We start from the raw sequence: 22,930 nt of genomic DNA, 5'->3' as shown, positions 1-22,930 counted from the left end.
CTTCAGCCGCGTTCCTTGGCCCAGACCATGTCGATCATCGCCTGGGTGCCCCGGCTGAACTCCAGCGGGCAGGGATAGGCCGCGCCGTCCAGCACGCTGACGTTGAAGGCCTCGACCTGGTGGACATAGTGGTTGTCCGCCGGAAAGCGGTAGGCCGTCTCTACCAGGTCCCGCGACTGCACCATCACCCGCGCCTCGCCGTAGACCTGCGCGTTGAAAGGCGCGGTCAGCCTCATCACGCCCTCCTCGCCGTGGAACAGCATTTCCTGCCAGGGCGCCATGCGCATCGAAACGACACCCGTGTAGTGGAATGACGGGAAGCGCGCGGTGATGTGCGACCACACGTCGACACCGTTTTCGCGCTGGATCCGGGCCGACAGGATCTCCTGCGGCTCCTCTCCGGTGACGAAGCGGATGGAACCGTAGATGTAGACCCCGATGTCGGGAATGGCACCGCCCCCCGTATCGGGGCGGTTGCGGATGTTGTCGCTGTCGGTCCGGTTGTCGTAGGAAAACGCCGCCGAGACGCGGATCAGCTTGCCGATCGCGCCTTTCTGGTACAGCTGGCTGGCCTTCTGCCACTGCGGATGATGCACGATCATGTAGGCCTCGGCCGCCAGCAACCCGGTCTCGTTCCGCTTGGCGATCACAGCGTCGAACTCGGACGCCTGCATCGCCAGCGGTTTTTCCACCAGCACGTGCTTGCCCGCCTCCAGCGCCCAATGCACGTGCATGTGGTTGGGCAGCGGGATGTAGACGGCGTCGATCTCCGGGTCGGCCAGCAGCGCCTCGTAGTCGAGGTACACGCGCAGACCCGGGACGCGCTGGACAAAGGGGGCCGCCTTGTCGGCCGAGGACGTGGCCAGCGCCGCGAGGTTCCCGCGCCGCGCCATGTGGATCGCCGGTCCCATGTGCTCGCGCGCGAACTTGGCCGCGCCCAGAATGCCCCACCTGACGTGATCTGCCATGACGTCCCCCCTTTACCGTGAGCCCCAAGCCTAGCCGAAAGCCGTCGCATCGCAACCGGGTTGACAGGACTGACGCCAAATCGCATCAGACGGACCGACTTTAACCGATCCGAGTTTCCGCCATGCGCCTTGCCGTGCCCCTCGCCCTTGTCCTGGCCACAAGCCTTGCGCTGCCTGCCGCGGCTCAGACCGAGGCTTGCGTGCCGATGGGCGACGCCTGCCTGACCGTGAAAACCACAGAACTGGTGCTGGCGGGCGCGGCACTGGCGGACCTGTCGCGCCTTGCCGAAACCCCCTGGTTCACGTCCCTGACGCTGCAAGGCCCGGTGCCGGAAGGCATGACAGTCGACCTGTCCGAGGTGAACGCACTGACCGGTCTGCAAACGCTGACCCTGTCCGGGCTGGACCGCGTAAGCACCGCAGGAGTCCGCGCTGAGACGCTGATCGGGCTGGACGTGCGCGGCGGCACAGTGGCCGACCTGTCCTTCTTGGCCGACCTGCCGGGCCTTCGCTTCCTGCGCATCGGCCAACCCATGGCGCTGAACGCCATCCCGGCCACGGCGCGGGCGCGGCTGGAACACCTCAGCCTGTCCGGCCCCGGCATTTCCTTCGACGGCGCGGAGGCGCTGACCGCGCTGCAATTCCTGCTGCTGTTCGGCCTGGAGCGCGAGGACCTCGAAGGCCTCGGGCACCTGCCCGCGCTGACCTTTCTCAACGTCGCCAATGCCGGCCTGCGCAGCCTCGACGGCTTTGTTCCCGGTCCCGCCCTCACCGAGGTCTGGGCCAAGGGATCGACGCTCGAGGACATCACGGCCCTCGCCCCGGCGGTGAACCTCAAACAGCTGGAGGGCAAGGACAGCCGGATCGGCGACATCTCGGCGCTGCGGGACAAGCACGCGCTCACGACGCTGTTCCTGACCGGTACGCAGGTCACGGACCTGTCGCCCATCGCCGGGCTGAAATCGCTGCAACTGCTCAGCTTTTCCGACACGCCGGTGACCGACATCGCGGCGCTGGCGGACATGCCCGCGCTGGTCGCGGTCTACATGAACATCACCCGCGTGACCGATTTCACCCCGCTGCTAGAGAACCCCAACGACGTCATGCTGCGCATCAACAGCGACAAGATCCTGATGAGCCGCAACCTGCCGCAGTTCATCGCCGAAGAGGGCTGGAAGCGCGGGCCGCTTTACTCGGAGAAGTGATTTAGCCCCGGCCAGCCGCCTCAAGCCGGTCGGCCAGGGGCTTCAATGCGGCGAAAAAGGCCCAGTGGATCGGCGTTGCGATCCCGTGCTTGCGTCCCAGCCGCACCACATCGCCGCTCAGCCAATCGTTTTCCAGCGGCTTGCCGTTGCGCAGGTCGTCCAGCATCGAGGCGTGCATATGCGGCGGCAGGATGCTGCCGATGAATTTCCAGTTCTTCTCCAGCAGGTCGTCGGGCAGGTCGGGAACCGCCGCCTTGCCCACGCGGATCACTTCTTCGATGGCGTCGCGGAACAACCGGGCCGATTCGGGCGTGTCGCGCAGCGGTCCGATATCCAGTCCCGTCAGCGTGGTGATCGAGGCCAGCGCCGCCTGACCGCAGAACTTGGACCAGAGTTCATGCAGGATGGTCTCGGACAACTGCGGCGTCGTCCCTGCCGCCGCCAGCGCATCGTGCAACGCGCGGCACCGGTCGCTGGTGCCGCCGCCCGCCTCGCCGAAGATCAGGATGTCCAAAGCGGCGGTGTGGGTGATGACGCCGGGGCTGGTGATCTCGCCGGGGATGCGTGCCACGCCCGGCACCACCCGCTCGGGACCGATCACCGCGGCCAGCCGCTCCCAGGCGGTGACGCCGTTCTGGCATGTGACCACCACGGTGTCCGGTCCCAGCATCGGCGCGATCTGCGCGCCCGCACTCTCGACATCACGGTTCTTGACCATGAACAGCACGACATCCACCTGGCCCACCTCGGCCGGGTCGTCCGTCGCCTGCACGCGCTCCAGGGCCAGATCGCCCTTGGGACTGTGGACCGTCAGACCGGAGGTCCGCATGGCCGCCAGGTGTGCGCCCCGCGCAACGTACCAGACGTCGTTCCCCGCCTGCTGCAACCGCGCGCCGAAATACCCGCCCAGTGCGCCCGCGCCCATGATCCCGATCTTCATTCCACCACTCCCCCGCTGCACCGGCAAAGGCTAGCGCCGGGCGGGCGCTTCGGACAGCCCCGGGATTGGGTGCAAACGCAAAAGGGCGGGGCACAGGGCCCCGCTCTTCTGTTTCGCGCGGAATTCAGGTCAAGCCGAAGCCAGCATGCCCTGCTCGCGTGCAAGCTCGCGCATGCGCTTTTGCAGCTTTTCAAAGGCGCGCACCTCGATCTGGCGGATGCGTTCGCGGCTGACATCGTACTGGCCCGAAAGATCCTCCAGCGTGACCGGCGTTTCCGCCAGGCGCCGCTGGGTCAGGATGTCCTTTTCGCGGTCGTTCAGCACGTCCATCGCCTCGGCCAGCAGGGCGCGGCGCGCTTCCAGCTCGTCCCGCTCGGCGTAGTCGCCAGCCTGGTCGGCGTCCTCGTCCTCCAGCCAGTCCTGCCACTGCATCGCGCCTTCGCCGTCCGACCCCACGGTCGCGTTCAGCGAGGCATCGCCGCCCGACAGCCGCCGGTTCATCGAAATCACCTCGTCCTCGGTCACGCCGAGATCGGTGGCGATCTTCAGGACGTGCTCGGGACGCAGGTCGCCTTCTTCCAGCGCGCCGATGCGCGACTTGGCCTTGCGCAGGTTGAAGAACAGCTTTTTCTGCGCGCTGGTGGTGCCCAGCTTGACCAGCGACCAGGACCGCAGGATGTATTCCTGGATCGAGGCGCGGATCCACCACATGGCGTAGGTGGCCAGGCGAAAGCCCTTTTCCGGATCGAACCGCTTGACCGCCTGCATCAGGCCCACGTTCGCCTCCGAGATCACCTCGGCCTGCGGCAGACCGTAGCCGCGATAGCCCATGGCGATCTTCGCCGCGAGGCGCAGGTGCGAGGTGACCATGCGGTGCGCGGCCTCGGTATCGCCGTCCTCTACCCAGCGCTTGGCCAGCATATATTCCTCTTCCGGCTCCAGAAGGGGAAACTTCCGGATTTCCTGAAGGTAGCGGCTGAGCCCTGCTTCCGGCGACGGCGCCGGCAGATTTGCGTAATTCGTCATGCTCGTTCCCTCCGATCCGACCCGTATGTTACGGGACTTAACATCCAGATAGTCAACTGAACCGATCAGTTCAAGAGGCGGCTCCGGATGCACCCCAATCTACGCTCAAACATGCCTGCCGTCAGCCTGTGACATGGCCCGTCACGCAGACGTGCAAAAACCTTGATATATTGTAACACATGCAAATACGCATGCCAAATCTGTCCATTTTTCGAATTCTCGGGTCTTTTCGTTTAATTTAGGGATGAAGGAACCAGACAGGACAGGATCTGCCATGCCCGCCGCCCGGACCGCCGCTCAAACCGCTGCCCTGACCCGCACCGCCGGCGGGCTGTATCTTGTCATCATCCTCTGCGGGCTGACCGCCGAACTGGTGCTGCGCGGCCCGCTGTTGACCGGGACGCCCGACCAGATCGCCGCGGCGCTGGCCGCCAACCTGCCAAGTCTTCGCGCGAGCCTGCTGGCGGACCTGACCATGCTGCTGGCCGACATCGCGCTGGCGCTGGTGTTCTATTCCCTGCTCCGCCCAAGGTCCGAGGCGCTGGCGCGCGCCGCGCTGGTGTTTCGCCTGGGACAGGCCATGCTGATCGGCGCCAGCCTGACGGCGCTGGCCAGTGCGCCTGGATTGCTGGCAGACGCGCCGCGCATCGCCGTCCACATGACCGAGATCCACGCGCTGGGCTACGACATCGGGCTGGTTCTGTTCGGCGTGAACAGCCTGATCATGGCGCGGCTCTTCCTGATGGGCAACCTGCCCCGCCCCATCGCGCTGGGCATCGCCGCGGCGGGCCTGATCTACCTGGCGGGCGGCGTTCTGCGGTTGGCCGCGCCCGGCGCGGTCGAGGCGTTTCAGCCCGCCTACCTGGTCTGCATCCTCGCGGAAAGCGCGCTGTGCCTCTGGTTGCTGATCGCGGCGCGGCTGTGAGCGGCCGTCACAGGCCGCGCAGCGCCCCGAGAAGGTACGCCATGTCGGGCGGCAGGTCGCTCTGGAACAGCAGCGGCTCACCCGTCACCGGATGGTCGAAACCGAGCTCGGCGGCGTGCAGCGCCTGCCGGTCAAAGGCCTTTGCCGCCGCATGCGCCCCGCCCAGCGCCTTTTCCGACAGCTTGCGCCGCCCGCCGTAGACCGGATCGCCCAGCAGCGCGTGGCCGGCATGGGCCATGTGCACGCGGATCTGGTGCGTGCGCCCGGTCTCCAGCCGGCATTCCACCAGCGACAGGCAGGGCGGCGCGCCAAAGCGTTCGAGCAGCCTGACATGGGTGATGGCGTGCCGGCCCTGCCCGTCGAAGTAGACCGCCTGGCGCTGCCGCTCGGTCTTGTGCCGGGCAAGGCCGCTGGTGATCGTCACCACACCGTCCGGCCCGGCCGAAACCCCGCGCGTGTTCAGCAGCCGCGGGTCGGCGATGTCGGGCACGCCGTAGGCGATGGCCAGGTAGGCGCGGCGCGCGGTGTGTTTCTCGAACTGCGCGGCTAGGCCGTGGTGCGCCCGGTCGGACTTGGCCACCACCAGCAACCCGCTGGTGTCCTTGTCGATGCGATGCACGATGCCAGGGCGCTTTTCGCCGCCGATACCGGAGAGGTTTCCGCCGAAATGGTGCAGCAGCGCGTTGACCAGCGTGCCGTCGGGCGTGCCGGGGGCGGGATGCACCACCATGCCGGCCGGCTTGTCGACGACGATCAGATCGTCATCCTCCCAGGCCACGACCAGCGGGATGTCCTGCGGCACCACGTCATAATCCTCGGCGGGCGGCACGGCGATCACGATCACCTCGCCCTCGGCGACCTTGGCCTTGGGGTCGGTCAGCGGCGTGCCATCGCGGGACACCGCCCCCTCGGCGATCAGCCGGGCCAGCCGCGTGCGCGACAGCGCCGCCTCCTCTGGCACATCCCGTGCCAGCGCCTTATCAAGGCGCGGCGGCGGGTCGGCCGCGATTTCGACGCGAAGGATGTCCATGGCCTCTCCCGATCCCGAAGACGACGATCTGCCCCTGCCGCCCTCGCTGCGCTTTCTGCGCGCGCTGGTGACGCTGCTGACGGCGGTGATGATCGCGGGGATCCTGGGGATCCTCGCCCTGATCTGGTCCCGCTATAGCAACGCCAGCGCCCCGCTGCCAGAGGTGATCACCCTGCCCGACGGCGCGCGTGCCAGCACCTTTACCCAGGGGCCCGACTGGTACGCCGTGGTCACGACCGACGACGAAATCCTGATCTTTGACCGCGCGACGGGCAAGCTGCGCCAGACCCTGCGGATCGCACCCGCCGAATAGCCTCGCACGAAGAGCACGGTAGACCGGGAGCGCGATGCCACCACGCGCGGGGCAAGAATTTTGGCAAAATTCTTGCAAATTTCTTCCCCGAAGAAATTTGTGGCACCTCAGGCAAAGCTGATCGCCACATGCCCGAAGTCGCCGAAATCCGCCTCGATCATGCTGCCCGGCGGCGCCTCGACCGGCCGCACGAAAGAGCCCGACAGCACCACCTGCCCGGCCTCGATCCGCCCGCCGTGCTGCGCCAGCCGCTCGGCCAGCCAAACGATCCCTATGACAGGATCATTCAAGACCCCCGCGCCAAGGCCGGTCTCCTCGACCTCGCCATCGCGCATCACGATCGCGCCGACCCAGCGCAGGTCCACCAGCCGGGGCGAGACGCGCCGCGTGCCCAGCACAACACCCGCATTCGCCGCGTTGTCGGCCACCGTGTCGCAGACGGTCCGGGTCGCCCCCGTCCCCGGGTCCCGGCGCAGGATGCGCGTGTCGAGGATCTCCAGCGCGGCGCAGACATGGTCCGTCGCTGCCAACACCTGCGCGCGCGTCGCCGGTCCCACAAGCGGCGCGCGCATGACAAAGGCGATCTCCGCCTCCACCCGCGGCTGGATGAACCTCCCCTCGGGCACCACGCCGCCCGTCTCGAACACCATGTCGTCCAGCAGCACACCGCTGTCCGGCGTGTCGATGCCCAGCGCGTCCTGCATCGCCCTGGAGGTCAGCCCGATCTTCCAGCCGACCGGCCGCCGCCCGGTGGCCAGCCGCGCGGTGACGTAGGCCGCCTGAACCGCGTAGGCCTCGGCCAACGTCATCCCCGGATGCGCCTGCGACAACAGGCCGATCTGCCGCCGCTCCGCCTCGGCCCGGACCAGCGCCCGCGCGGCGGCGTGGATCTCGTCCTCGGTCACAGTTCGTCCTCGACGCCATTGCGCAGGACGCCGATCCCCTCGGCCTCGACCTCGACCACGTCGCCGGGCTTCAGCCAGACCGGCGGATCACGCCGCGCGCCCGCCCCGGTGGGCGTACCGCAGATCAGCACGTCGCCCGGCACCAGCGTGCAGAAGGTCGAGACATAGGCGATGATGTCACGAAACCCGTGGACCATCCGCGAGGTGCGGTCGCTCTGCCGGACCTCGCCGTTCACCCGCGTCACGAGGGCGATGTCATCCAGCTGCGCCGGATGGGTGAAGAGCACCAGCCAGGGGCCCAAGGCGCCCGACCGATCCCAGTTCTTGCCCTGCGTGACGTTGAACTTCGCATGGCGCACCCAGTCGCGGATCGTGCCTTCGTTGCACAGGGTCAGTGCGGCGACATGGGCATAGGCGCGGTGGCGCGGGATGCGCCGCCCCTCGCGGCCGATCACCAGCGCGATCTCGCCCTCGTAGTCCAGCTGCTGTGACTCCGGCGGGCGGACGAGGTTCACACCATGCCCCACGAAAGAGCGCGGAAACCGGGCAAAGAGCGAGGGATGCGCCGCCGCATCCTGACCGTCACGGTGCTCGGCATTGCGGTCGGGGTAGTTCACACCGACGCAGAGGATCTTGTCCGGCGCGGGAATGGGGGGCTCCAGCGTCACGGCGTCCAGCGGCAGATCCGCCTGCCGCCCCGCCGCCTGCGCCAGGGCGTCACGCAGGGCCCCCGCCGCGATCACCTCGCGCAGGGTCGGCCACTGCGGGTTTGCCGCCGACAGGTCGATCACCCCGTCGCCCGTGTGCACTCCCCAGCCCAGCCGCCCGGCGTGGCGGAACGTGACAAGATGCGGCATCCTCACGCCCGCGCCCCCGCCAGTTCGGTGATGACGTCAAAGGCCATGTCCACATCCGCCTTTGTCGCGCCAAAGGCCCCGGCCTGGAAGCGGATCGCCACCTGCCCGTCCACCTTTGTCTGGGTCAGGTAGATCCGCCCGTCGGCATTGATCGCCTCGACCAACGCAAGGTTATGGGCATCATCGCCCCGATGGCGGAAGGTGAACAGCGACAGCACAGGCGGCGTGACGATCTCGAACCCCGGCTCCGCCGCCAGCCGCGCCGCAAGCCCCTGCGCCCAGCTCACGTGGTTGCGGATCACCGCCCGCAATCCCTCCAGCCCGTAGGACCGGATCAGGAACCACAGCTTGAGTGCGCGAAAGCGGCGGCCCAGCGGGATCGACCATTCGCTGAAGTCGGTGACCTCTTTCTCGCCCAGCGTCTTGAGGTACTCCGGCCGGATCGCCAGCGTCTGGCGCAGCGCGTCCGGGTCGCGGATGAAATGCGCCGAACAGTCGAACTGCGCGCCCAGCCACTTGTGCGGGTTGAAGACGACGGAATCCGCCTGTTCGACCCCCTCCCACAGCGCCCGGAACTCCGGGCATATCATCGCCGCCCCCGCCCAGGCGGCGTCGACATGCAGGTACAGCCCCTCGTCCCGCGCCACCTCGGTCAAGGCGCCGATGCGGTCGCAGGCGCCCATGCCGGTGCCCCCGGTCGCGGCGATGATCCCGGCGGGCAGGTGCCCCGCCGCCCGGTCCGCCGCGATGGCCGCGCGCAACGCGCCCTCGTCCATCGGCCGCAGCGGATCGCCCGGCACCGGCGGGATGCGCACCAGGTTGTCCTGCCCGACGCCCGACACCCAGATCGCCCGGTCGATCGAGGTATGCACCTGCTCCGAACAATAGATCCGCACCGCCGGCTGCCCGGACAGGCCAGTGACGTTGCCCTGCCAGCCCAGCGCGCGTTCGCGCATCACCAGCACCGCCGCCAGCGTCGCCGAGGAGGCCGAGTCCTGGATCACCCCGGCAAAGCCCTGCGGCAACCCTATGGCCTGCCGCAGCCAACCCAGCATGACCTCTTCCATCTCGGTCGCCGCCGGCGAGGTCTGCCACAGCATGCACTGCGTCGCCAGCGTGCTGACCAGCATCTCGGCCAGGATCGAAGGCGGCGCGGCATTGGCCGGGAAATAGGCAAAGAAGCGCGGGTGCTGCCAATGGGTCAGCCCCGGCACCACGATGCGTTCGAAATCCGCCAGGATCGCGGCCATGTCCTCGCCCGTCTCGGGCGGCGCGGCGGGCAGTTGCGCGGCGGTCTGACCGGGGTGCACCTGCGCCCGAACCGGCCGGTCGCGCAGCCCCTTGTGATAGTCCGCGCCCCAACCGGCGATGTGCCGCCCCCAATGGGCGAATTCGTCCCAGTCCATCCTCGTCCCCCTATGGCGCCACGATGGGCGTCGCCTTCAGCACCGCCGGCACCGGCGCGACCCCGTCAAAGACCGAGCCTTCCTCGAACCAGGGTCGCGGCACCGGCGCGCCCCACAGCGTCTGGCGCTGCGGATTCGTCAGATCCCGGCGGGTTGGCTCCAGGTCCGGGTCCACCGTCTGGTAGTCCGAACAGCAGATCTCGATCCGGTGTCCGTCCAGTTCGCGGAAGTTTGGAATGAAGGCGTTGGAAATCCCGTGCCGCCCCGGCCCCCGCTCGATGTGGGTGAGGTAGCCCGTGGTCGACATCAGGTCCAGCCAGTCGATGATGTTCAGCAGCGTCGACTCCCTGACTTCGGTGTGATGCAGGCGCGGACCGGTGCCATTGGTAAAGGCCACGTCATGCACGCCGCCCTTGCGGTGCATCCAGGCCGCCCAGAGCTGCCCCGTCGTCTCATCCTCGGTGTATTCCGTCACGCGAAAGCCCAGCCGCCCGCAAAAGGCGACCGCCTTGTCGACGTCCGGCGCGAAACAGTTGAAATGGTCGATCCGCAGCGGCTTGACCCCGTGGTACAGCCGGTATTGCTGGTGGATCGGCGACAGCCGGTCCATGTCGTGATAGAACTCCATCGGCGCGCCGAAACAGTCCTGCGTGCGCAGCGTCCGCCCCTGGTGCGGCCGCATCACCCAGGCCACCGGGTGGCCTTCGGACACGATCCAGTCACAGGCCTTGTCCAGGTCCTCCTCGGCGTAGAGCTTGTTGGACAGCGCCGCGACCGAGGGCACATCGGCTTGCCGCAGCACCATGCAGTGATGGCCGCGCTCCTCCATCGCGCGCAGGTACAGCGCGCCGTCCTCTTCCCCGGTGACCTGCAAGCCCAGCAGGTCGACGTAAAAGGCCCGGCCGGCGGACAGATTGGTGACGGCATAGTCCACGTGGCTCAGCCGCACGATGTTGAACGGCGGATACAGCGTCGGCGCGGGGATCGGCATCAGCGACCTCCCGAGCAGGTAAGTGGCTCGCATGGACCTCCGGTCCGCATAGCCCGGTATCGCATGGACATCGCGCCTCTCCCCTGCTTCTTCTCTGTCCAAATACCCCAGCGACGCCTGCCAAGGCACGCCGCCCCGATCCTACAGGCGAGGAATCCCATGCGCCTCGGTGGCGAAACAGACGTTCACCGTCTCCATGTAGAAATCGAACGACCAGTCGCCGCCGTCCCGGCCGATCCCGCTGGCCTTGAGGCCGCCGAAGGGCGTCGGCAGGTGGCGCACGTTTTCCGAGTTCACCCAGGTCATGCCCGCCTCCAGCCTTTCCGTCATCCGCAGGGCGCGACTCAGGTCGGCGGTCCAGATATAGGCGGCCAGGCCATGATCCGTGTCGTTGGCGAGGCGCAGCGCCTCGCCCTCGTCGGCAAAGGGGATGGCGGTCAGCACCGGGCCAAAGATCTCCTCGCGCGCGATGGCCATGTCGTTGGTCGCCCCGGTGAACAGCGTCGGCGCAACGTAACAGCCCGCCTCGCCCAGCTTGACGCCGAGGGTGGCGACGGTCGCCCCCTCGGCCCGCGCGGTGTCGAAATAGCCCAGAACCTTGGCCTCGTGCTCGGGGTGGATCAGCGGGCCGATCACCGTCTCGGGGTCCAGCGGATGCCCCACCTTGATCCGCGCCGCGCGCTCGGCGACACGGGCGCAGACCTCCTCATACACAGTGTCCTGCACCAGCAGGCGCGAGGACGAGGTGCAGCGCTCGCCATTCAGCGAATAGATCATGAAGACCGCCGCATCGACGGCGCACTCAATGTCGGCGTCGTCGAAGACGATCACCGGGTTCTTGCCGCCCAGTTCGAAATGCACGCGTTTCAGCGTCTCCGCCCCCTGGCGCATGATCATCGACCCCGTGCGGCTTTCGCCGACAAAGGCGATGGCCTTGATGCCCGGATGCTCGGTCAGGGCGCGGCCCGCATCCTCGCCCATGCCGTTCACCAGGTTCAGGACGCCGGGTGGCAGGCCCGCCTCCTCGGCGATCTCGACCAGCAGGCGCGCCGTCAGCGGTCCGAATTCGCCCGGCTTGTGGAACACCGTGCAGCCTGCCGCCAGCGCCGGGGCGATTTTCCACGTCGACAGCATGAAGGGTGTGTTCCAGGGCGTGATGACTCCCATCGGCCCGATCGGCCGGCGCGAGGTGACGTTCAGCTGCCCCGGCGCGTGCAGGCTCTGCCCGTCGCGCGCACCCGGCGCCCTGTCGGCGAAAAAGCGAAAGTTCTCGGCGCCGCGCACCGCCGCCTTGGACATGAAGCGGATCGCCTGCCCGGTGTCCATGCTCTCGACCAGCGCGATTTCCTCGGCGCGCGCCTCGATGCCGTCGGCCACCCGGTGCAGGATCGTGCGCCGCGCGGTGCCGGGCATGTCGCGCCAGCCGGCAAAGGCCGCCTGCGCCGCGCGCACCGCCGTGTTCACATCCTCCACCTCGCCGCGCGCCACTTGGGCCAGCGGGGTGCCATCCACCGGCGACAACGTCTCGAACGTGGCACCAGAGGCCGCCATGCGGGGTTCGCCGCCGATATGGTTCAGCACGACCTTGTCGCGAAACCGCGCCAACGCCCGTTCGGCGCGCGCGAGGTTGACGGCCAGGTCGCTCATGCGTCCGGTCCCAGGCGCGGGCGGATGCTGTTGGCGCGCCAGACAAGGTTGGCGTCCATCTCGCGGATCTCCAGCGACGGCAGCAGGTGCGGCTGTGCCAGCAGCGGCGCCAGCGCGGCCTTGGCGGCGGCAAAGACCTGCGCCCCGGCCCGTTCCAGCACATCCCTTGTGCGACCCGTGCCGACGATCAGCTCCATCGCGACAAAGTGGTTGGCGGCGTGCCCGTCGGCCACAAAGACCTCGGCGCAGCGGTGCGTGCGCACCCGGATGCCCGACAGCGGAAAGATCCCGGTCTTCAGCATCGCGCCATGCAGCGCAGCACAGAGCGCGGACATGTCGGTCAACGCCTCCAGCCCCGGCGAATACTCGAGTCTCAGGTGTGGCATCGGACCCTCCCTTTGACAGTTAACTTGTTAAATATTACAGTGCCTGTCAACAGGAGCTTCTGATGACCGAACCCATGGACAACGACACCCCGCTGTCCGCCACGCAGCGCACCCTGCCGATCGCGCTCTTGCGCGCGCGCGAGGCGGTGATGGAGCATTATCGCCCGATGTTGCGCGCCATCGACGTCACCGAACAGCAATGGCGCGTGCTGCGGGTGATCCGCGAGGCGGACGAGATCGACGCCACGCAGCTGGCGCGCTTGGCTTGCGTATTGGCGCCTTCGTTGACGCGTATCCTCAAGGCGCTGGAGGCGCGCGGGCTGATCGCGCAGACCCGCGACCCGGCCGACCGCCGCCGCAGCCGTGTCACCCTGACCGAGGCTGGGCTTGGCCTGCTGCACAATGCCGCCCACGACAGCGCCCGCATCGCCGCCGGGATCGAGGCGCGGCTGGGCGCGGATCGCCTCGCCGCCTTGCTCGACACGCTGGACCTTGTGATCGCCGACCTGTCGGCCGACCGCTGAGCCGCGCAAGCCCCGCCCCGCCTGCACCAAGGTCGCATTTCGCGCGCCCTGCCCGCTGCTAGTCTCGCCTCCGGGAGGAAACGGATGGCGCGACGGCTGATCCTTGCGGTGCTGGCCTGGCTCATGCTGGCCCAAGGGGCATGGGCCGAGCCGGTGTCCGAGGCTGAACTCGCGCGGCTGGTTCCCGCCCCCATGTCGCTGGGCGAAAAGCTGACCGAGGACGGCCTTTACGAGGTCATCAACGCAGGCGGAGCGCACGCCGGTTACGCCTTCCAGACCGAACCCATGGCCGCCCTGCCCGGCTTTTCCGGCGCGCCAATCAATGTGCTGGTGGTGCTGGACCTCGAAGGCCGCTTTCTCGACGTGCGCCTGCTGAACCACAACGAGCCGATCTTTGTCTCGGGGCTGGGCGAGGCGCCGTTTCACGCCTTCATGGAGCAGTACCGGGGGCATTCCATCTCGGACAGCCTGGTGGTCGGCACGCCCTATGGCGGCGCCTCGGACGGCACCGGGCTCGTCTACCTGCAAGGCGTGACCAAGGCGACCGCCTCTGTCCGCATTGCGCATGAATCGATCCTGGCCGCCGCCTTGCAGGTCGCGCGGCAGAAGATGGGCGGCGTCGCCTCCGGCCCGCCGGCCCGGCCCAACCCCGACATCGACGAGGACCTGGGCTGGCAGGACCTGCTGGACCAGGGACTGATCGCGCGCAAGACCGTCAGCAACGCCGAGGTCGACGCCCTGTTCGCCGGCACCCTGTGGGAGGATGACGACCCCGAGGCGCGCGCCACGCCCGATGCGCCCTACCTCGACCTCTGGATTGCCGACCTCGGCCCGCGCTCCATCGCGCGCGCCCTGCTGTCGCCCGACACGCTGAAGGAACTGGACCGTTTCCACGAGATCTCCACCTTCGACGAACCGATCCTGCTGATCGAAACCGCGCGGCATGGCCTCGTCTCACCGGATTTCGTGCGCAACACCGCGCCGGACTGGATCGGCGCAGAGCAGAACGGCTTTCCGGTGGCGCTGCGCGACGCCGACCTGCTGGTCGAACTGTCCGAGGCGGTGCCGCAGGCGCTGCACGGCGGGGTTGCCATGATCCTGCGCACCGACCGGCGGCTGGGCTTCGACCCCGCCGCGCCGTGGGCGCTGACGGTACAGGCAATCCGCGAACACGGCGTGTTCCACCCACAGGTCGGCGCGGTCACGCTGAGCACCGAGCACGCCACGCCCGAACGTTTTTTCCTGCGGCCCGAGCCGATGCGCCGCCTGTCCCCGGCCGAAGAGGCGATCCGCAACCGCCAGGCGGACCTGATCGGGCTGGCCGGGTTCCTCGCCGTGCTGCTGCCGGTCCTGCTGCTGGCGCAGTCGCGGCTGGCGGGCCTGCGGGCCTATACCCCGGTTCGGCTGGGCGTGCTGGCCGCCGTGCTGGGCCTTGTCGGCTGGTGGGGTCAGGGGCAGCTGTCCATCGTCACTCCGCTGGCCACGCTTCAGGCGATGAGTGGCGGCAGCCTCGCCTTCCTGCTCTACGACCCCTTCTCGCTGCTGGTCTGGGGGGCGGCGATCCTGGGCTTTGTCCTCTGGGGGCGCGGGCTGTTCTGCGGCTGGCTCTGCCCCTTTGGTGCCTTGCAGGAGTTCGCCCACCACCTGGGCCGCCTGATGCGCCTGCCAAGGTGGGAGCCGTCTCGGCGCTGGGACCAGCGGCTGAAAAAGGCGAAGTACCTCGCGCTGGCCGGACTGGTGGCGGTCACGGTGATCGCGCCGCAGCACATGGACAAGGCGGCCGAGATCGAACCTTTCAAGACCGCGATCACCACCTATTTCTGGCGCGACTGGTACTACACCGCCTATGCCGCGCTCTGGCTGGTGCTGGGGTTGGTCGTGTTCAAGGGCTTCTGCCGCTACCTCTGCCCGCTGGGCGCGCTGATGGCGCTGGGCGGGTTGCTGCGCCTGCGCCGCTGGATCCCGCGCCGGGCCGAGTGCGGATCACCCTGCCAGCTCTGCGCGGTCAAGTGCAATTACGGCGCCATCCGCAAGTCCGGGGCGATCCAGTACGACGAATGTTTCCAGTGCCTTGACTGCGTGACCATCCACGACGACCCGCGCCAGTGCGTGCCGCTGATCCTAAAGGCCCGCACAGACCGCCGCCCGGCCCGTGCCACCGGCCATCCCAACACGGTGCCCGCAGAATGAACCGCCGCCGCTTTCTGACCCTGTCCGCCGCCTTTGCCTGCGCCCCGCGCCTGGCCCATGCCGCGACCTGGCGGGGGGTGGCGCTGGGGGCGGACGTCTCTGTCACCCTGTCGGGTCCGCGTGGCCACACCGACGCCGTCCTGGCGGGCATCCCCGCAGAGCTGGACCGGATCGAGCGGCTGTTCAGCCTCTACCGGCCCGACTCGGACCTGTCCGTCCTGAACCGGACCGGCCAGCTGCGCCCCAGCGCGCCGTTTCGCGCCCTCTTGGACCTCGTGGACACGGCGCACCGTCTGACAGACGGGCTGTTCGATCCCACCATACAGCCGCTCTGGAGCGCGCTCGCCCAGGGCGGCGATGCGGACGTGGCGCGCCAAAAGGCCGGCTGGCACCGCGTCCGGCGGGACAGTGACGGCACGATCCGCCTTGGGCCGCAGCAGGCGCTGACCCTGAACGGCATCGCGCAGGGCTACGCCACCGACCTGATCCGCAGACAGTTGCAGGCCGCGGGCTTTGACCGGGCGCTGGTCGACATCGGCGAACAGGCGGCGATCGGCGGGCCGTTCCGGCTGGGCCTTGTCGACCCGGACCACGGCATGGTCGGCACCCGCACGCTGACCGATCTCTGCATCGCCACCTCCAGCCCCGGCGCGCTGCGGCTGGGGGCTGCGGCGCACATCCTGGCGCCGGACGGGCGTCCGCCGCTGTGGTCGACCGTCAGCATCGAGACGCGGACAGACCGCTTCAAGGCCGCCACCCTGGCCGACGCGCTGTCCACCGCTGCGGTGTTCATGCCGCTGGACGCGCTGCGCCGATTGAAGCAGGCCGCAGCGCTGCACAGGGTCACGGTTGTCGATGTCAGGGGCGACGTGGCCACGCTGTGACGCGGGGGCCGGTGGTCCGTAGATCAGGGAAAGTTCCGGTGGTACCGCCTCCCCGGCTTGAACGGGGGACCTCTAGATCCACAATCTAGCGCTCTAACCAACTGAGCTAAGGCGGCACGGCGTCCGCAAGGACGTCTGTTCGTACCCGGAACGTCCGGCTTCCTAGCAGCACGAAACACAGGACGCAAGACGCAAGATGCGGCGGCCGGGCCGCAAATTTCCACCCGCGCAGAAGGCAACTGGAACTTGCGGCACAGGCGGTGCTAGAGCGGGGACAGGGGACACAAGCAGGGGCGGACGGTTTGCTCATCTTCACCATCTGGCCGCTGTTCGGGCTGATCTGCCTTGGCTTCGTTCTGGCGCGCAGCGGCTTTCCCGAACAGGGCTTTTGGCCCGCCGCTGAGCGGATCAATTATTTCATCCTGTTCCCGGCGCTGCTGGTGTCCAGCCTGGTCGACGCGCCGGTGCGCGATCCGCAGATCCTGCGGCTGGGCGGCGCGGCGGTCGTGACCATCGCCATTGCCGCGACGGTTCTGGTGCTGGTCCGCCAGTTGCGCCCGGTGCCCGCCGCGCGTTTCGGCCCCACGATGCAGGGCGTGGTCCGGTTCAACACCTACCTGGGCCTTGCCATCACCACCAGCCTGGCAGGCAGCGCCGGGATGGAACGGGCGGCGGTGCTGCTGGCCATCGCGGTGCCGCTGGTCAACGTTCTGTCCATCATGGCGCTGACCGAGGCCAGCGTCTGGCGCGCGCCCCTGGCCTTGCTGAGGACCATGGCAAAGAACCCGCTGATCCTGGCCTGTGTGGCGGGGATCGCGCTGGCGCTGAGCGGGGTTGGCCTGCCCTTTGGCATCGCGCGATTCTTTGAACTGGCGGCGCAGGGCAGCCTGCCGCTGGGCCTGCTCTGCGTCGGGGCCGCGCTGCGGCCCGCCGCGCTGCGGCTGGACCTCGTGGCGCTGGCCGGCATCGGTGGGCTGCGCCTGCTGGCCATGCCGGCCCTGGCAGCGCTGATCGGCCTGGCATTTGGCCTCGACGGGACCGAGGCGCTGGTGCTGGTGATCTTTTCGTCCATCCCGACCGCGCCCACCGCCTACGTGCTGACCCGGCAGCTGGGCGGCGACGGCACCTTCATGGCGGGGCTGGTCACGGCGCAGACCATGGCCTCGGTCGCGACGATCCCGCTGGTGCTGATGCTGTTCGGCCACGGCTGACCGGCGTCACAGCCCGCATTCGCGCACGTCCAGCGCGTCGCCGATGTAATGGATCGACAGCACCAGCAGCATGATCGCCAGCCCGGGGAACACACCCAGCCACCTCACCCGGAGGACAAAGCTGCGCCCATCCGCCAGGATCAACCTCCAGCTCGGCGTGTCGGGGCCGGCGCCACGGCCCAGGCAGGACAACCGCGCCAACGACAGGGTACGCGGCAGCGCCTCGATCAGGGTTTTCGCGACCGGCTGGTTCAAGCCGTAGATCGAATGGCCCAGGTCGCCCCGGAGCGTGTTCACGACCCACTTGGAGAACTGCGCGACCAGCGGCTGGTCGAGGCCCGGCCTGCGGATCATCGCCACGCGCGCCTCCTCGCTGCCGGCGTCGGCCAACATGGCGGCAACCGGGTCGCCGGGCACCAGCCGCCGCGGCGCGACAGTTTCGTCCCGCGCATCTCGTCGCGGCTGAGACCGAACAGAGGGTCACGCGGGTCGTGGTCCCAGGTGTCGGCCAGGCCCTGCCGCGCCTTGGGGATGAGGTCATCGTCGTCGTTCATGGACTACTCCCCTGAATGGGTGGTGCATTTTTCAACGTGCCCCGGCTGGGACATCCGTGCTGTCCGGCGCATGACAAGACGCCGCATGGGTGCCGCCCAGCCGGGTCAGGCACGATGAAAAGGTATGTAAGGGCGAACTAGACGCGCAGCTTCTCCAGCAGGTTGATGATCTGCGCCTGGATCGACCCGTCCAGCGCGATGGCGCGCACCCGCGCGGCGCTGCGTGACAGGTCCAGGTTTTCCTTGATGCTCTCCATGATCTGCGACCCGATGCTGCGCACCGGGTTGACCGAGATTATCGGCTCCTGGAACACCACCGGAATGCCGCGCCCACGGATCCTGCCCGCCCAGTCGAATCGCGCCCGAGGTTGGCTTTGGCGCCCTGGACAGAAGGATCATGACCGCAAGCGACGACGCCGACTTGGCCGCCGAGACGGAATAGGAGATGTCCCGCACCAGCGGGGTCTCCGTCCCGTCCTGCAACAGGCTCACGGTCAGGTTATCTGTTTGCAAGAGCGGCTTAGGGTCAAACCTGCATGTACGGGCGGGCGTCACGCATCAGGGCATTGAGCAGCCATGCGGGCCAAGGCGGGTTGCAAAACCGACAGACCGGTCAAAAATCGCAAGGTTTGCCTGCTGATTTCATCGAATCCAGTCGTATTCTCCCCTGATGATGCCTTATTGATCGGCTGATCAGCCTCTGGCACCCTGTTGCGGGCCATCTGTTGCGCCCCCGGAAGACCCGCCGGCAGGTGCCCGAACAGCCGGGAGAACACCGGCGCCGGCGCTGACAGAGGAGATCCTGAATGACCTATTCCATCGTGGCACGAGACCCGGAAACCGGCACCTTCGGCATTGCCGTGGCCAGCCGCTTTTTCGCCTGCGGGTCGCTGGTGCCGCATGTCTGCGCCACTGCGGCCTTTGCCAGCCAGGCCTTCGTCAACCCGCTCTGGGGGATCGAGGGGTTGGGGCGCCTCGCGGACGGCGACGCGCCCGACACCATCCTGTTCGACCTTGTCGCCCGCGATCTGGGACAGGCGTCGCGGCAGGCGCACATGATCGCCCCCGACGGCAGGATCGCCCAGCACACCGGCGCGGACTGCGTGCCCTGGGCCGGGCATGCGCAGGCGGAAAACGTTTCGGTCGCCGGGAACATGCTGACCGGGCCCGCGGTGGTGGCGGACACTCTGTCGGCCTGGCGGGACAACCCGCTCCTGCCCATGGCCGAGCGGTTTCTGGCGGCGATGGAGGCGGGCGAACGCGCGGGCGGCGACCATCGCGGCAAGCAGGCCGCCGCCCTGCTGATCTTCGCAGGCCAGCCCTACCCGGCGCTCGACCTGCGCGTCGATGACCACAACGATCCGCTGGCCGAGTTGCGCCGCCTGATGTCCGTGGCCGAGGAACGCGACCTGGTTTTCCGCACCGCTTTGCCGACAATCGACAATTTTTCCGGCATGATCGACCGCTGGCCACTGGACGCGGCCATCACGGCGCACGAAAAGGAAAGAGCGGCGAAAGGCATCGTCTCGCAGTCGCTTGCCACGCCGCCCAGCTGAAGACGAGGACGCCCATGCACCTGCGCGCAAATCACCCCTATCCTTCCCGCCGCTCGGCCCTGGTGGCCCGCAACATCGTCAGCACCAGCCAGCCGCTGGCCGCCCAGGCCGGGCTGTCGATGCTGGCGCGCGGCGGCAACGCCGTCGACGCAGCGGTGGCCACGGCGATCACGCTGACTTTGGTCGAGCCTTCGGGCAACGGCATCGGCTCGGACGCCTTTGCGATCCTCTGGGACGGGCAGGAACTGCACGGGCTCAACGCCTCGGGGCGCGCCCCGGCGGGCTGGACGCCGGACCGCTTTGCCGGCAAGGACGCGATGGATTTCCGCGGCTGGGAAAGCGTCACCGTGCCCGGCGCGGTGTCGTCCTGGGTCTACCTGTCCAAGCGTTTTGGCAAGCTGCCGTTCGAGACCCTGTTCGAACCGGCGATCCGCTACGCCGAAGAGGGCTTTCCCGTCTCGCCGGTGATCGCCACGCTCTGGGGTCGTGCCGCGGACCAATTGGGCGGGATGCCCGGCTTTGCCGAGACCTTCCTGCCCGGCGGCCGCGCGCCGCGCGCCGGCGAGATCTTTCGCAGCCCCGGCCACGCTCGCAGCCTGCGCCTGATCGCAGAAACCCGCGGCAAGGCCTTCTACGAGGGCGTGCTGGCCGAGGAAATCGAGGCCTTCGCCCGCCAGCACGATGCCGCGCTGCGCGTCTCGGACATGGCGGCGCACAAGGCGGACTGGTGCGGCACCCTCAGCCAGTCCTTTGACGACGTGACCCTGCACGAGATCCCGCCCAACGGCCAGGGCATTGCCGCGCTGGTGGCGCTGGGCCTGCTGTCGCACACCGCGCTGCGCGACCTCGACGCCGACGACCCGCTGGCCTTCCACCTCCAGATCGAGGCGATGAAGCTGGCGCTGCGCGACACCGAGGCCTATGTCGCCGACATTGCCCACATGACCAGGGTCACGCCGGCCGACATGCTGGACCCCGGCTACCTGGCCGACCGGGCCAGGCTGATCGACTCGACCAAAGCCACCGACTTCAAGGCCGGCGCGCCGAAGGCGGGCGGCACGGTCTACCTGACCGCTGCCGACGCCTCGGGCATGATGGTGTCCTTCATCCAGTCGAATTATGCCGGTTTCGGATCGGGCGTGGTGGTGCCGGGCACCGGGATCAGCCTGCAAAACCGCGGCGCGGGTTTCTCGCTGAACCCCGACAGCCAGAACGTCGTCGCCCCGGGCAAGCGGCCCTATCACACGATCATCCCCGCCTTCCTGATGAAGGGTGACGCGCCGCTGATGAGCTTTGGCGTGATGGGCGGGCCGATGCAGGCGCAGGGCCACCTCCAGATGACGCTGCGCACCCAGCTTTGGGGGCAGGACCCGCAGATGGCCGCCGATGCGCCGCGCTGGCGCATCACGCAGGGGCTGAACGTGGCCTGCGAGACGACGCTGCCGGCCGAGACGCTGGATACCCTGCGCGGCATGGGCCACGACCTGACGCTGGAGGCGCCGGACAATGCCTTTGGCTTTGGCGGCGCGCAGCTGATCGCCCGGCTGGAGAGCGGCGCCTATGCCGCCGGGTCCGAGCCGCGCAAGGATGGGCAGGCCGTGGGGTTCTGACCCCACGCGCCCGCCCCGGTCACGGCCAGATGATGTAGACGTAGGCGATATAGCCCGCCAGCAGCGCGGCCCCCTCCCAGCGGGCGATCCGCAGGCCGGTCCAGGCGAACAGCACCAGCAGAAGCGACACGCCCACCATCACGAGGTTGTCAAAGCTGACGATCTCGGCGGGCACCTCGCTGGGTGCGATCAGCGCGGTCGCCCCGCCGATCCCGAGGATGTTGTAGATGTTGGACCCGACGATGTTGCCAAAGGCCACGTCGGCCTGGCGCCGCAGCGCCGCCATGACCGAGGTCACCAGTTCCGGCAGCGAGGTGCCGATGGCGACGATGGTCAGCCCGATCACCGTCTCCGAGATGCCGAAGGACCGCGCCAGCGTGACCGCCCCATTCACCAGCAGGGTGCCGCCCAGGATCACCAGCACCAGCCCGGCCAGGGTGATCAGCAACGGCTTGAGCAACGACCCCTGCGCCTCGGCCACGGGCACGGTCGCCGGATCGACGGCCTGCACCGCGGCGCTCTTGTCGTAGACCGCGCCATGGTCCGCCGGGGCGGTGGTCTGCCGTTCCTGGCGGAAGGCGGTGTAGATGTACCCCGCCAGCGCCAGGACAAAGACCGCGCCGACCCAGCGCTGCATCGGCATCAGCGCCGCGACGACGGCAAAGATCACCGCGACGGCGATCATCACCATGCCGTCGCGCCGCAACGCGGCCGAACTCACCGCGATCGGGAACAGCAGCGCCGAAACGCCCACGATCAGCAGGATGTTGGCAAGGTTGGAGCCGACAATGTTGCCAAAGGCGATGCCGGGCGCGCCGATCAACGCCGCCTGCACCGAGGTCACCAGTTCCGGCGTCGAGGTGCCGAAGCCGACCAGCGTCAGCCCGATCACCAGCGGCGACACACCCAGCCTGCTGGCCACCTGCACGGCGCCCCGCACCAGCAGATCGCCACCGAGGACAAGGAACACGAGGCCACCGAGCAGCGGAAGCCAGATCTCAGTCATGTGAAGGACTTTCGGGTAAGGCTGCCCCGGGGATCGGGGACAGCGGGCAAGGGAGACGCTGCATCATGGCAGCACCCATTCAAAGATGGCAAAGGCCCCGACCGACACCATGCCGATCACGAAGACCGTCGAGACCAGCGTCAGGAACAGCCCGCCCGCCAGCCAGAAGCCGTCGCGCTCGCTCAGGCCCAGCGCCATCATGATGATCGACAGCGCCGGCAGGCCGTTGGCAAACGGGATCGGCAGGAACAGGACAAGCGCCAGCGCAAAGGTACATGCGCCGATCACCCGCTCGGCCAGCAGGAACGAGGTCGGCCACCAGCGCGGGCGGGCCAGCCGTTCGATCCGCCGCACGTAGGGCACGCTGACGGTCACGATCCGGCTGAAGGAGGTCCGCTCGATGGACCGGACGGCGACGAAGCGCGGCAGCCAGGCATCGGGCCGGCCGATCATCAGCTGGATCGCCAGCACCATCAGCGGCAGCGCGGTAAAGACCGACGAGCCGGGGATGAACAGGAACACGTTGGGCGCGGCAAAGATCACCATGAGCGGCGCAAAGCTGCGGTCGCGCAGCGCGCCCACGATGTCGCCGACCGACACCCGCGTCCCCTCGCCCGCTTCGAGATCGCACAGCACTTCGGACAATCGTCGCCCCGGCTGGCGGGACAGCATCGCCTCTGCCGCATTCGCCAGCGTCATGTGTCGCGGACCCCCGACTCGGCCTTGGTGCCGAAAGTCGCGGTGTCATGAGCACCTTTCTGCCGATCCCCGCGGACAGGCTGCGACCATCCTTCTG

24 protein-coding genes and 1 tRNA gene are annotated in these 22,930 nt (G+C 68.4%); 9 read left to right on the top strand and 16 right to left on the bottom strand.

The window, feature by feature from the left end; all coding sequences use genetic code 11:
* Positions 1-2 precede the first annotated feature (2 nt).
* Positions 3-968, bottom strand: a complete 966-nt coding sequence (locus tag MAA8898_RS13655; RefSeq protein WP_094021589.1) for a Gfo/Idh/MocA family protein — start codon at positions 966-968, stop codon at positions 3-5.
* A gap of 134 nt (positions 969-1,102) precedes the next feature.
* Here MAA8898_RS13655 and MAA8898_RS13650 point away from each other — a divergent pair, with 134 nt between their 5' ends.
* Complete coding sequence (locus MAA8898_RS13650; protein WP_141194855.1) at positions 1,103-2,173, top strand: leucine-rich repeat domain-containing protein; 1,071 nt, start codon at positions 1,103-1,105, stop codon at positions 2,171-2,173.
* Position 2,174: 1 nt separating this feature from the next.
* Here the strand turns inward: MAA8898_RS13650 and MAA8898_RS13645 are convergent, their stop codons facing one another.
* Together MAA8898_RS13645 and rpoH are read right to left on the bottom strand one after the other, a co-directional pair.
* Positions 2,175-3,113 (bottom strand): ketopantoate reductase family protein, encoded by a 939-nt coding sequence (locus MAA8898_RS13645; RefSeq protein WP_094021587.1) that lies wholly within the window; start codon positions 3,111-3,113, stop codon positions 2,175-2,177.
* A gap of 129 nt (positions 3,114-3,242) precedes the next feature.
* A complete protein-coding gene (gene rpoH / locus MAA8898_RS13640) occupies positions 3,243-4,139 on the bottom strand; it encodes an RNA polymerase sigma factor RpoH (RefSeq protein WP_094021586.1) in 897 nt (298 codons plus the stop codon).
* A 274-nt stretch (positions 4,140-4,413) separates the two neighbouring features.
* Here rpoH and MAA8898_RS13635 point away from each other — a divergent pair, with 274 nt between their 5' ends.
* Entirely contained in the window at positions 4,414-5,064 is a 651-nt protein-coding gene (locus MAA8898_RS13635; protein WP_094021585.1) for a DUF4386 domain-containing protein, read from the top strand.
* 7 nt (positions 5,065-5,071) lie between these two features.
* On the opposite strand, the gene MAA8898_RS13630 is transcribed toward MAA8898_RS13635, so the two are convergent.
* Positions 5,072-6,094, bottom strand: coding sequence for an RluA family pseudouridine synthase (locus MAA8898_RS13630; protein ID WP_094021584.1), 1,023 nt, complete (start codon positions 6,092-6,094; stop codon positions 5,072-5,074).
* On the opposite strand from MAA8898_RS13630, the gene MAA8898_RS13625 reads away from it, so the two are divergent.
* A complete protein-coding gene (locus tag MAA8898_RS13625) occupies positions 6,093-6,407 on the top strand; it encodes a DUF6476 family protein (protein WP_094021583.1) in 315 nt (104 codons plus the stop codon). The two genes, MAA8898_RS13630 and MAA8898_RS13625, sit on opposite strands and share 2 nt — an antisense overlap.
* A gap of 107 nt (positions 6,408-6,514) precedes the next feature.
* Here the strand turns inward: MAA8898_RS13625 and hpaH are convergent, their stop codons facing one another.
* The 6 genes from hpaH to MAA8898_RS13595 all read right to left on the bottom strand — a co-directional run bounded on the left by hpaH (position 6,515) and on the right by MAA8898_RS13595 (position 12,599).
* Positions 6,515-7,312, bottom strand: a complete 798-nt coding sequence (gene hpaH, locus MAA8898_RS13620; protein ID WP_094021582.1) for a 2-oxo-hept-4-ene-1,7-dioate hydratase — start codon at positions 7,310-7,312, stop codon at positions 6,515-6,517.
* A complete protein-coding gene (locus tag MAA8898_RS13615; RefSeq protein ID WP_094021581.1) occupies positions 7,309-8,169 on the bottom strand; it encodes a fumarylacetoacetate hydrolase family protein in 861 nt (286 codons plus the stop codon). Before MAA8898_RS13615 ends, hpaH begins: the two co-directional genes overlap by 4 nt.
* Before the next feature lie 2 nt (positions 8,170-8,171).
* Positions 8,172-9,575: a pyridoxal phosphate-dependent decarboxylase family protein gene (locus MAA8898_RS13610; protein WP_094021580.1), complete on the bottom strand. Its 1,404-nt coding sequence runs from the start codon at positions 9,573-9,575 to the stop codon at positions 8,172-8,174.
* A gap of 10 nt (positions 9,576-9,585) precedes the next feature.
* Complete coding sequence (gene hpaD / locus MAA8898_RS13605) at positions 9,586-10,566, bottom strand: 3,4-dihydroxyphenylacetate 2,3-dioxygenase (protein ID WP_094021579.1); 981 nt, start codon at positions 10,564-10,566, stop codon at positions 9,586-9,588.
* Positions 10,567-10,707: 141 nt separating this feature from the next.
* Positions 10,708-12,213 carry a 5-carboxymethyl-2-hydroxymuconate semialdehyde dehydrogenase gene (gene hpaE, locus MAA8898_RS13600; RefSeq protein ID WP_094021578.1) on the bottom strand — a complete coding sequence of 502 codons (1,506 nt, stop codon included), beginning with the start codon at positions 12,211-12,213 and terminating at the stop codon, positions 10,708-10,710.
* Positions 12,210-12,599: a 5-carboxymethyl-2-hydroxymuconate Delta-isomerase gene (locus MAA8898_RS13595; RefSeq protein ID WP_094021577.1), complete on the bottom strand. Its 390-nt coding sequence runs from the start codon at positions 12,597-12,599 to the stop codon at positions 12,210-12,212. Before MAA8898_RS13595 ends, hpaE begins: the two co-directional genes overlap by 4 nt.
* 62 nt (positions 12,600-12,661) lie before the next feature.
* Here MAA8898_RS13595 and hpaR point away from each other — a divergent pair, with 62 nt between their 5' ends.
* The 3 genes from hpaR to MAA8898_RS13580 all read left to right on the top strand — a co-directional run bounded on the left by hpaR (position 12,662) and on the right by MAA8898_RS13580 (position 16,197).
* Entirely contained in the window at positions 12,662-13,123 is a 462-nt protein-coding gene (gene hpaR / locus MAA8898_RS13590; protein WP_094021576.1) for a homoprotocatechuate degradation operon regulator HpaR, read from the top strand.
* An 84-nt stretch (positions 13,124-13,207) separates the two neighbouring features.
* Positions 13,208-15,313, top strand: coding sequence for a 4Fe-4S binding protein (locus MAA8898_RS13585; RefSeq protein ID WP_094021575.1), 2,106 nt, complete (start codon positions 13,208-13,210; stop codon positions 15,311-15,313).
* Positions 15,310-16,197, top strand: a complete 888-nt coding sequence (locus MAA8898_RS13580; RefSeq protein ID WP_094021574.1) for an FAD:protein FMN transferase — start codon at positions 15,310-15,312, stop codon at positions 16,195-16,197. Before MAA8898_RS13585 ends, MAA8898_RS13580 begins: the two co-directional genes overlap by 4 nt.
* 39 nt (positions 16,198-16,236) lie before the next feature.
* On the opposite strand, the gene MAA8898_RS13575 is transcribed toward MAA8898_RS13580, so the two are convergent.
* Positions 16,237-16,313 (bottom strand) — tRNA-His (locus MAA8898_RS13575).
* Positions 16,314-16,499: 186 nt separating this feature from the next.
* Between MAA8898_RS13575 and MAA8898_RS13570 the strand changes: the two genes are divergently transcribed.
* Complete coding sequence (locus tag MAA8898_RS13570) at positions 16,500-17,408, top strand: AEC family transporter (protein WP_094021573.1); 909 nt, start codon at positions 16,500-16,502, stop codon at positions 17,406-17,408.
* Positions 17,409-17,414: 6 nt separating this feature from the next.
* Here the strand turns inward: MAA8898_RS13570 and MAA8898_RS13565 are convergent, their stop codons facing one another.
* The 3 genes from MAA8898_RS13565 to MAA8898_RS26275 all read right to left on the bottom strand — a co-directional run bounded on the left by MAA8898_RS13565 (position 17,415) and on the right by MAA8898_RS26275 (position 18,276).
* Positions 17,415-17,762 carry an ABC transporter permease family protein gene (locus MAA8898_RS13565; protein WP_176445162.1) on the bottom strand — a complete coding sequence of 116 codons (348 nt, stop codon included), beginning with the start codon at positions 17,760-17,762 and terminating at the stop codon, positions 17,415-17,417.
* Entirely contained in the window at positions 17,759-17,962 is a 204-nt protein-coding gene (locus MAA8898_RS25810; RefSeq protein ID WP_141194853.1) for a hypothetical protein, read from the bottom strand. Before MAA8898_RS25810 ends, MAA8898_RS13565 begins: the two co-directional genes overlap by 4 nt.
* Before the next feature lie 137 nt (positions 17,963-18,099).
* A complete protein-coding gene (locus MAA8898_RS26275; RefSeq protein WP_176445161.1) occupies positions 18,100-18,276 on the bottom strand; it encodes a hypothetical protein in 177 nt (58 codons plus the stop codon).
* Positions 18,277-18,768: 492 nt separating this feature from the next.
* Between MAA8898_RS26275 and MAA8898_RS13555 the strand changes: the two genes are divergently transcribed.
* Positions 18,769-19,518 carry a DUF1028 domain-containing protein gene (locus MAA8898_RS13555; protein ID WP_094021570.1) on the top strand — a complete coding sequence of 250 codons (750 nt, stop codon included), beginning with the start codon at positions 18,769-18,771 and terminating at the stop codon, positions 19,516-19,518.
* A gap of 14 nt (positions 19,519-19,532) precedes the next feature.
* Positions 19,533-21,128: a gamma-glutamyltransferase family protein gene (locus tag MAA8898_RS13550; RefSeq protein WP_094021569.1), complete on the top strand. Its 1,596-nt coding sequence runs from the start codon at positions 19,533-19,535 to the stop codon at positions 21,126-21,128.
* A gap of 19 nt (positions 21,129-21,147) precedes the next feature.
* Here MAA8898_RS13550 and MAA8898_RS13545 read toward each other — a convergent pair whose 3' ends face one another.
* Positions 21,148-22,134, bottom strand: a complete 987-nt coding sequence (locus MAA8898_RS13545; protein ID WP_094021568.1) for a calcium/sodium antiporter — start codon at positions 22,132-22,134, stop codon at positions 21,148-21,150.
* Positions 22,135-22,197: 63 nt separating this feature from the next.
* On the bottom strand, positions 22,198-22,833 hold the full coding sequence (locus MAA8898_RS13540) for an exopolysaccharide biosynthesis protein (protein WP_094021567.1): 636 nt from the start codon (positions 22,831-22,833) through the stop codon (positions 22,198-22,200).
* Positions 22,834-22,930 lie beyond the last annotated feature (97 nt).

It is taken from the genome of Antarctobacter aquimaris (assembly GCF_900184945.1).
GTDB classification, from domain to species: Bacteria; Pseudomonadota; Alphaproteobacteria; order Rhodobacterales; family Rhodobacteraceae; genus Maliponia; species Maliponia aquimaris.
The sequence above is the reverse complement of the archived record's forward strand: the minus strand, read 5'-3'. Positions and strand labels throughout refer to the sequence as shown.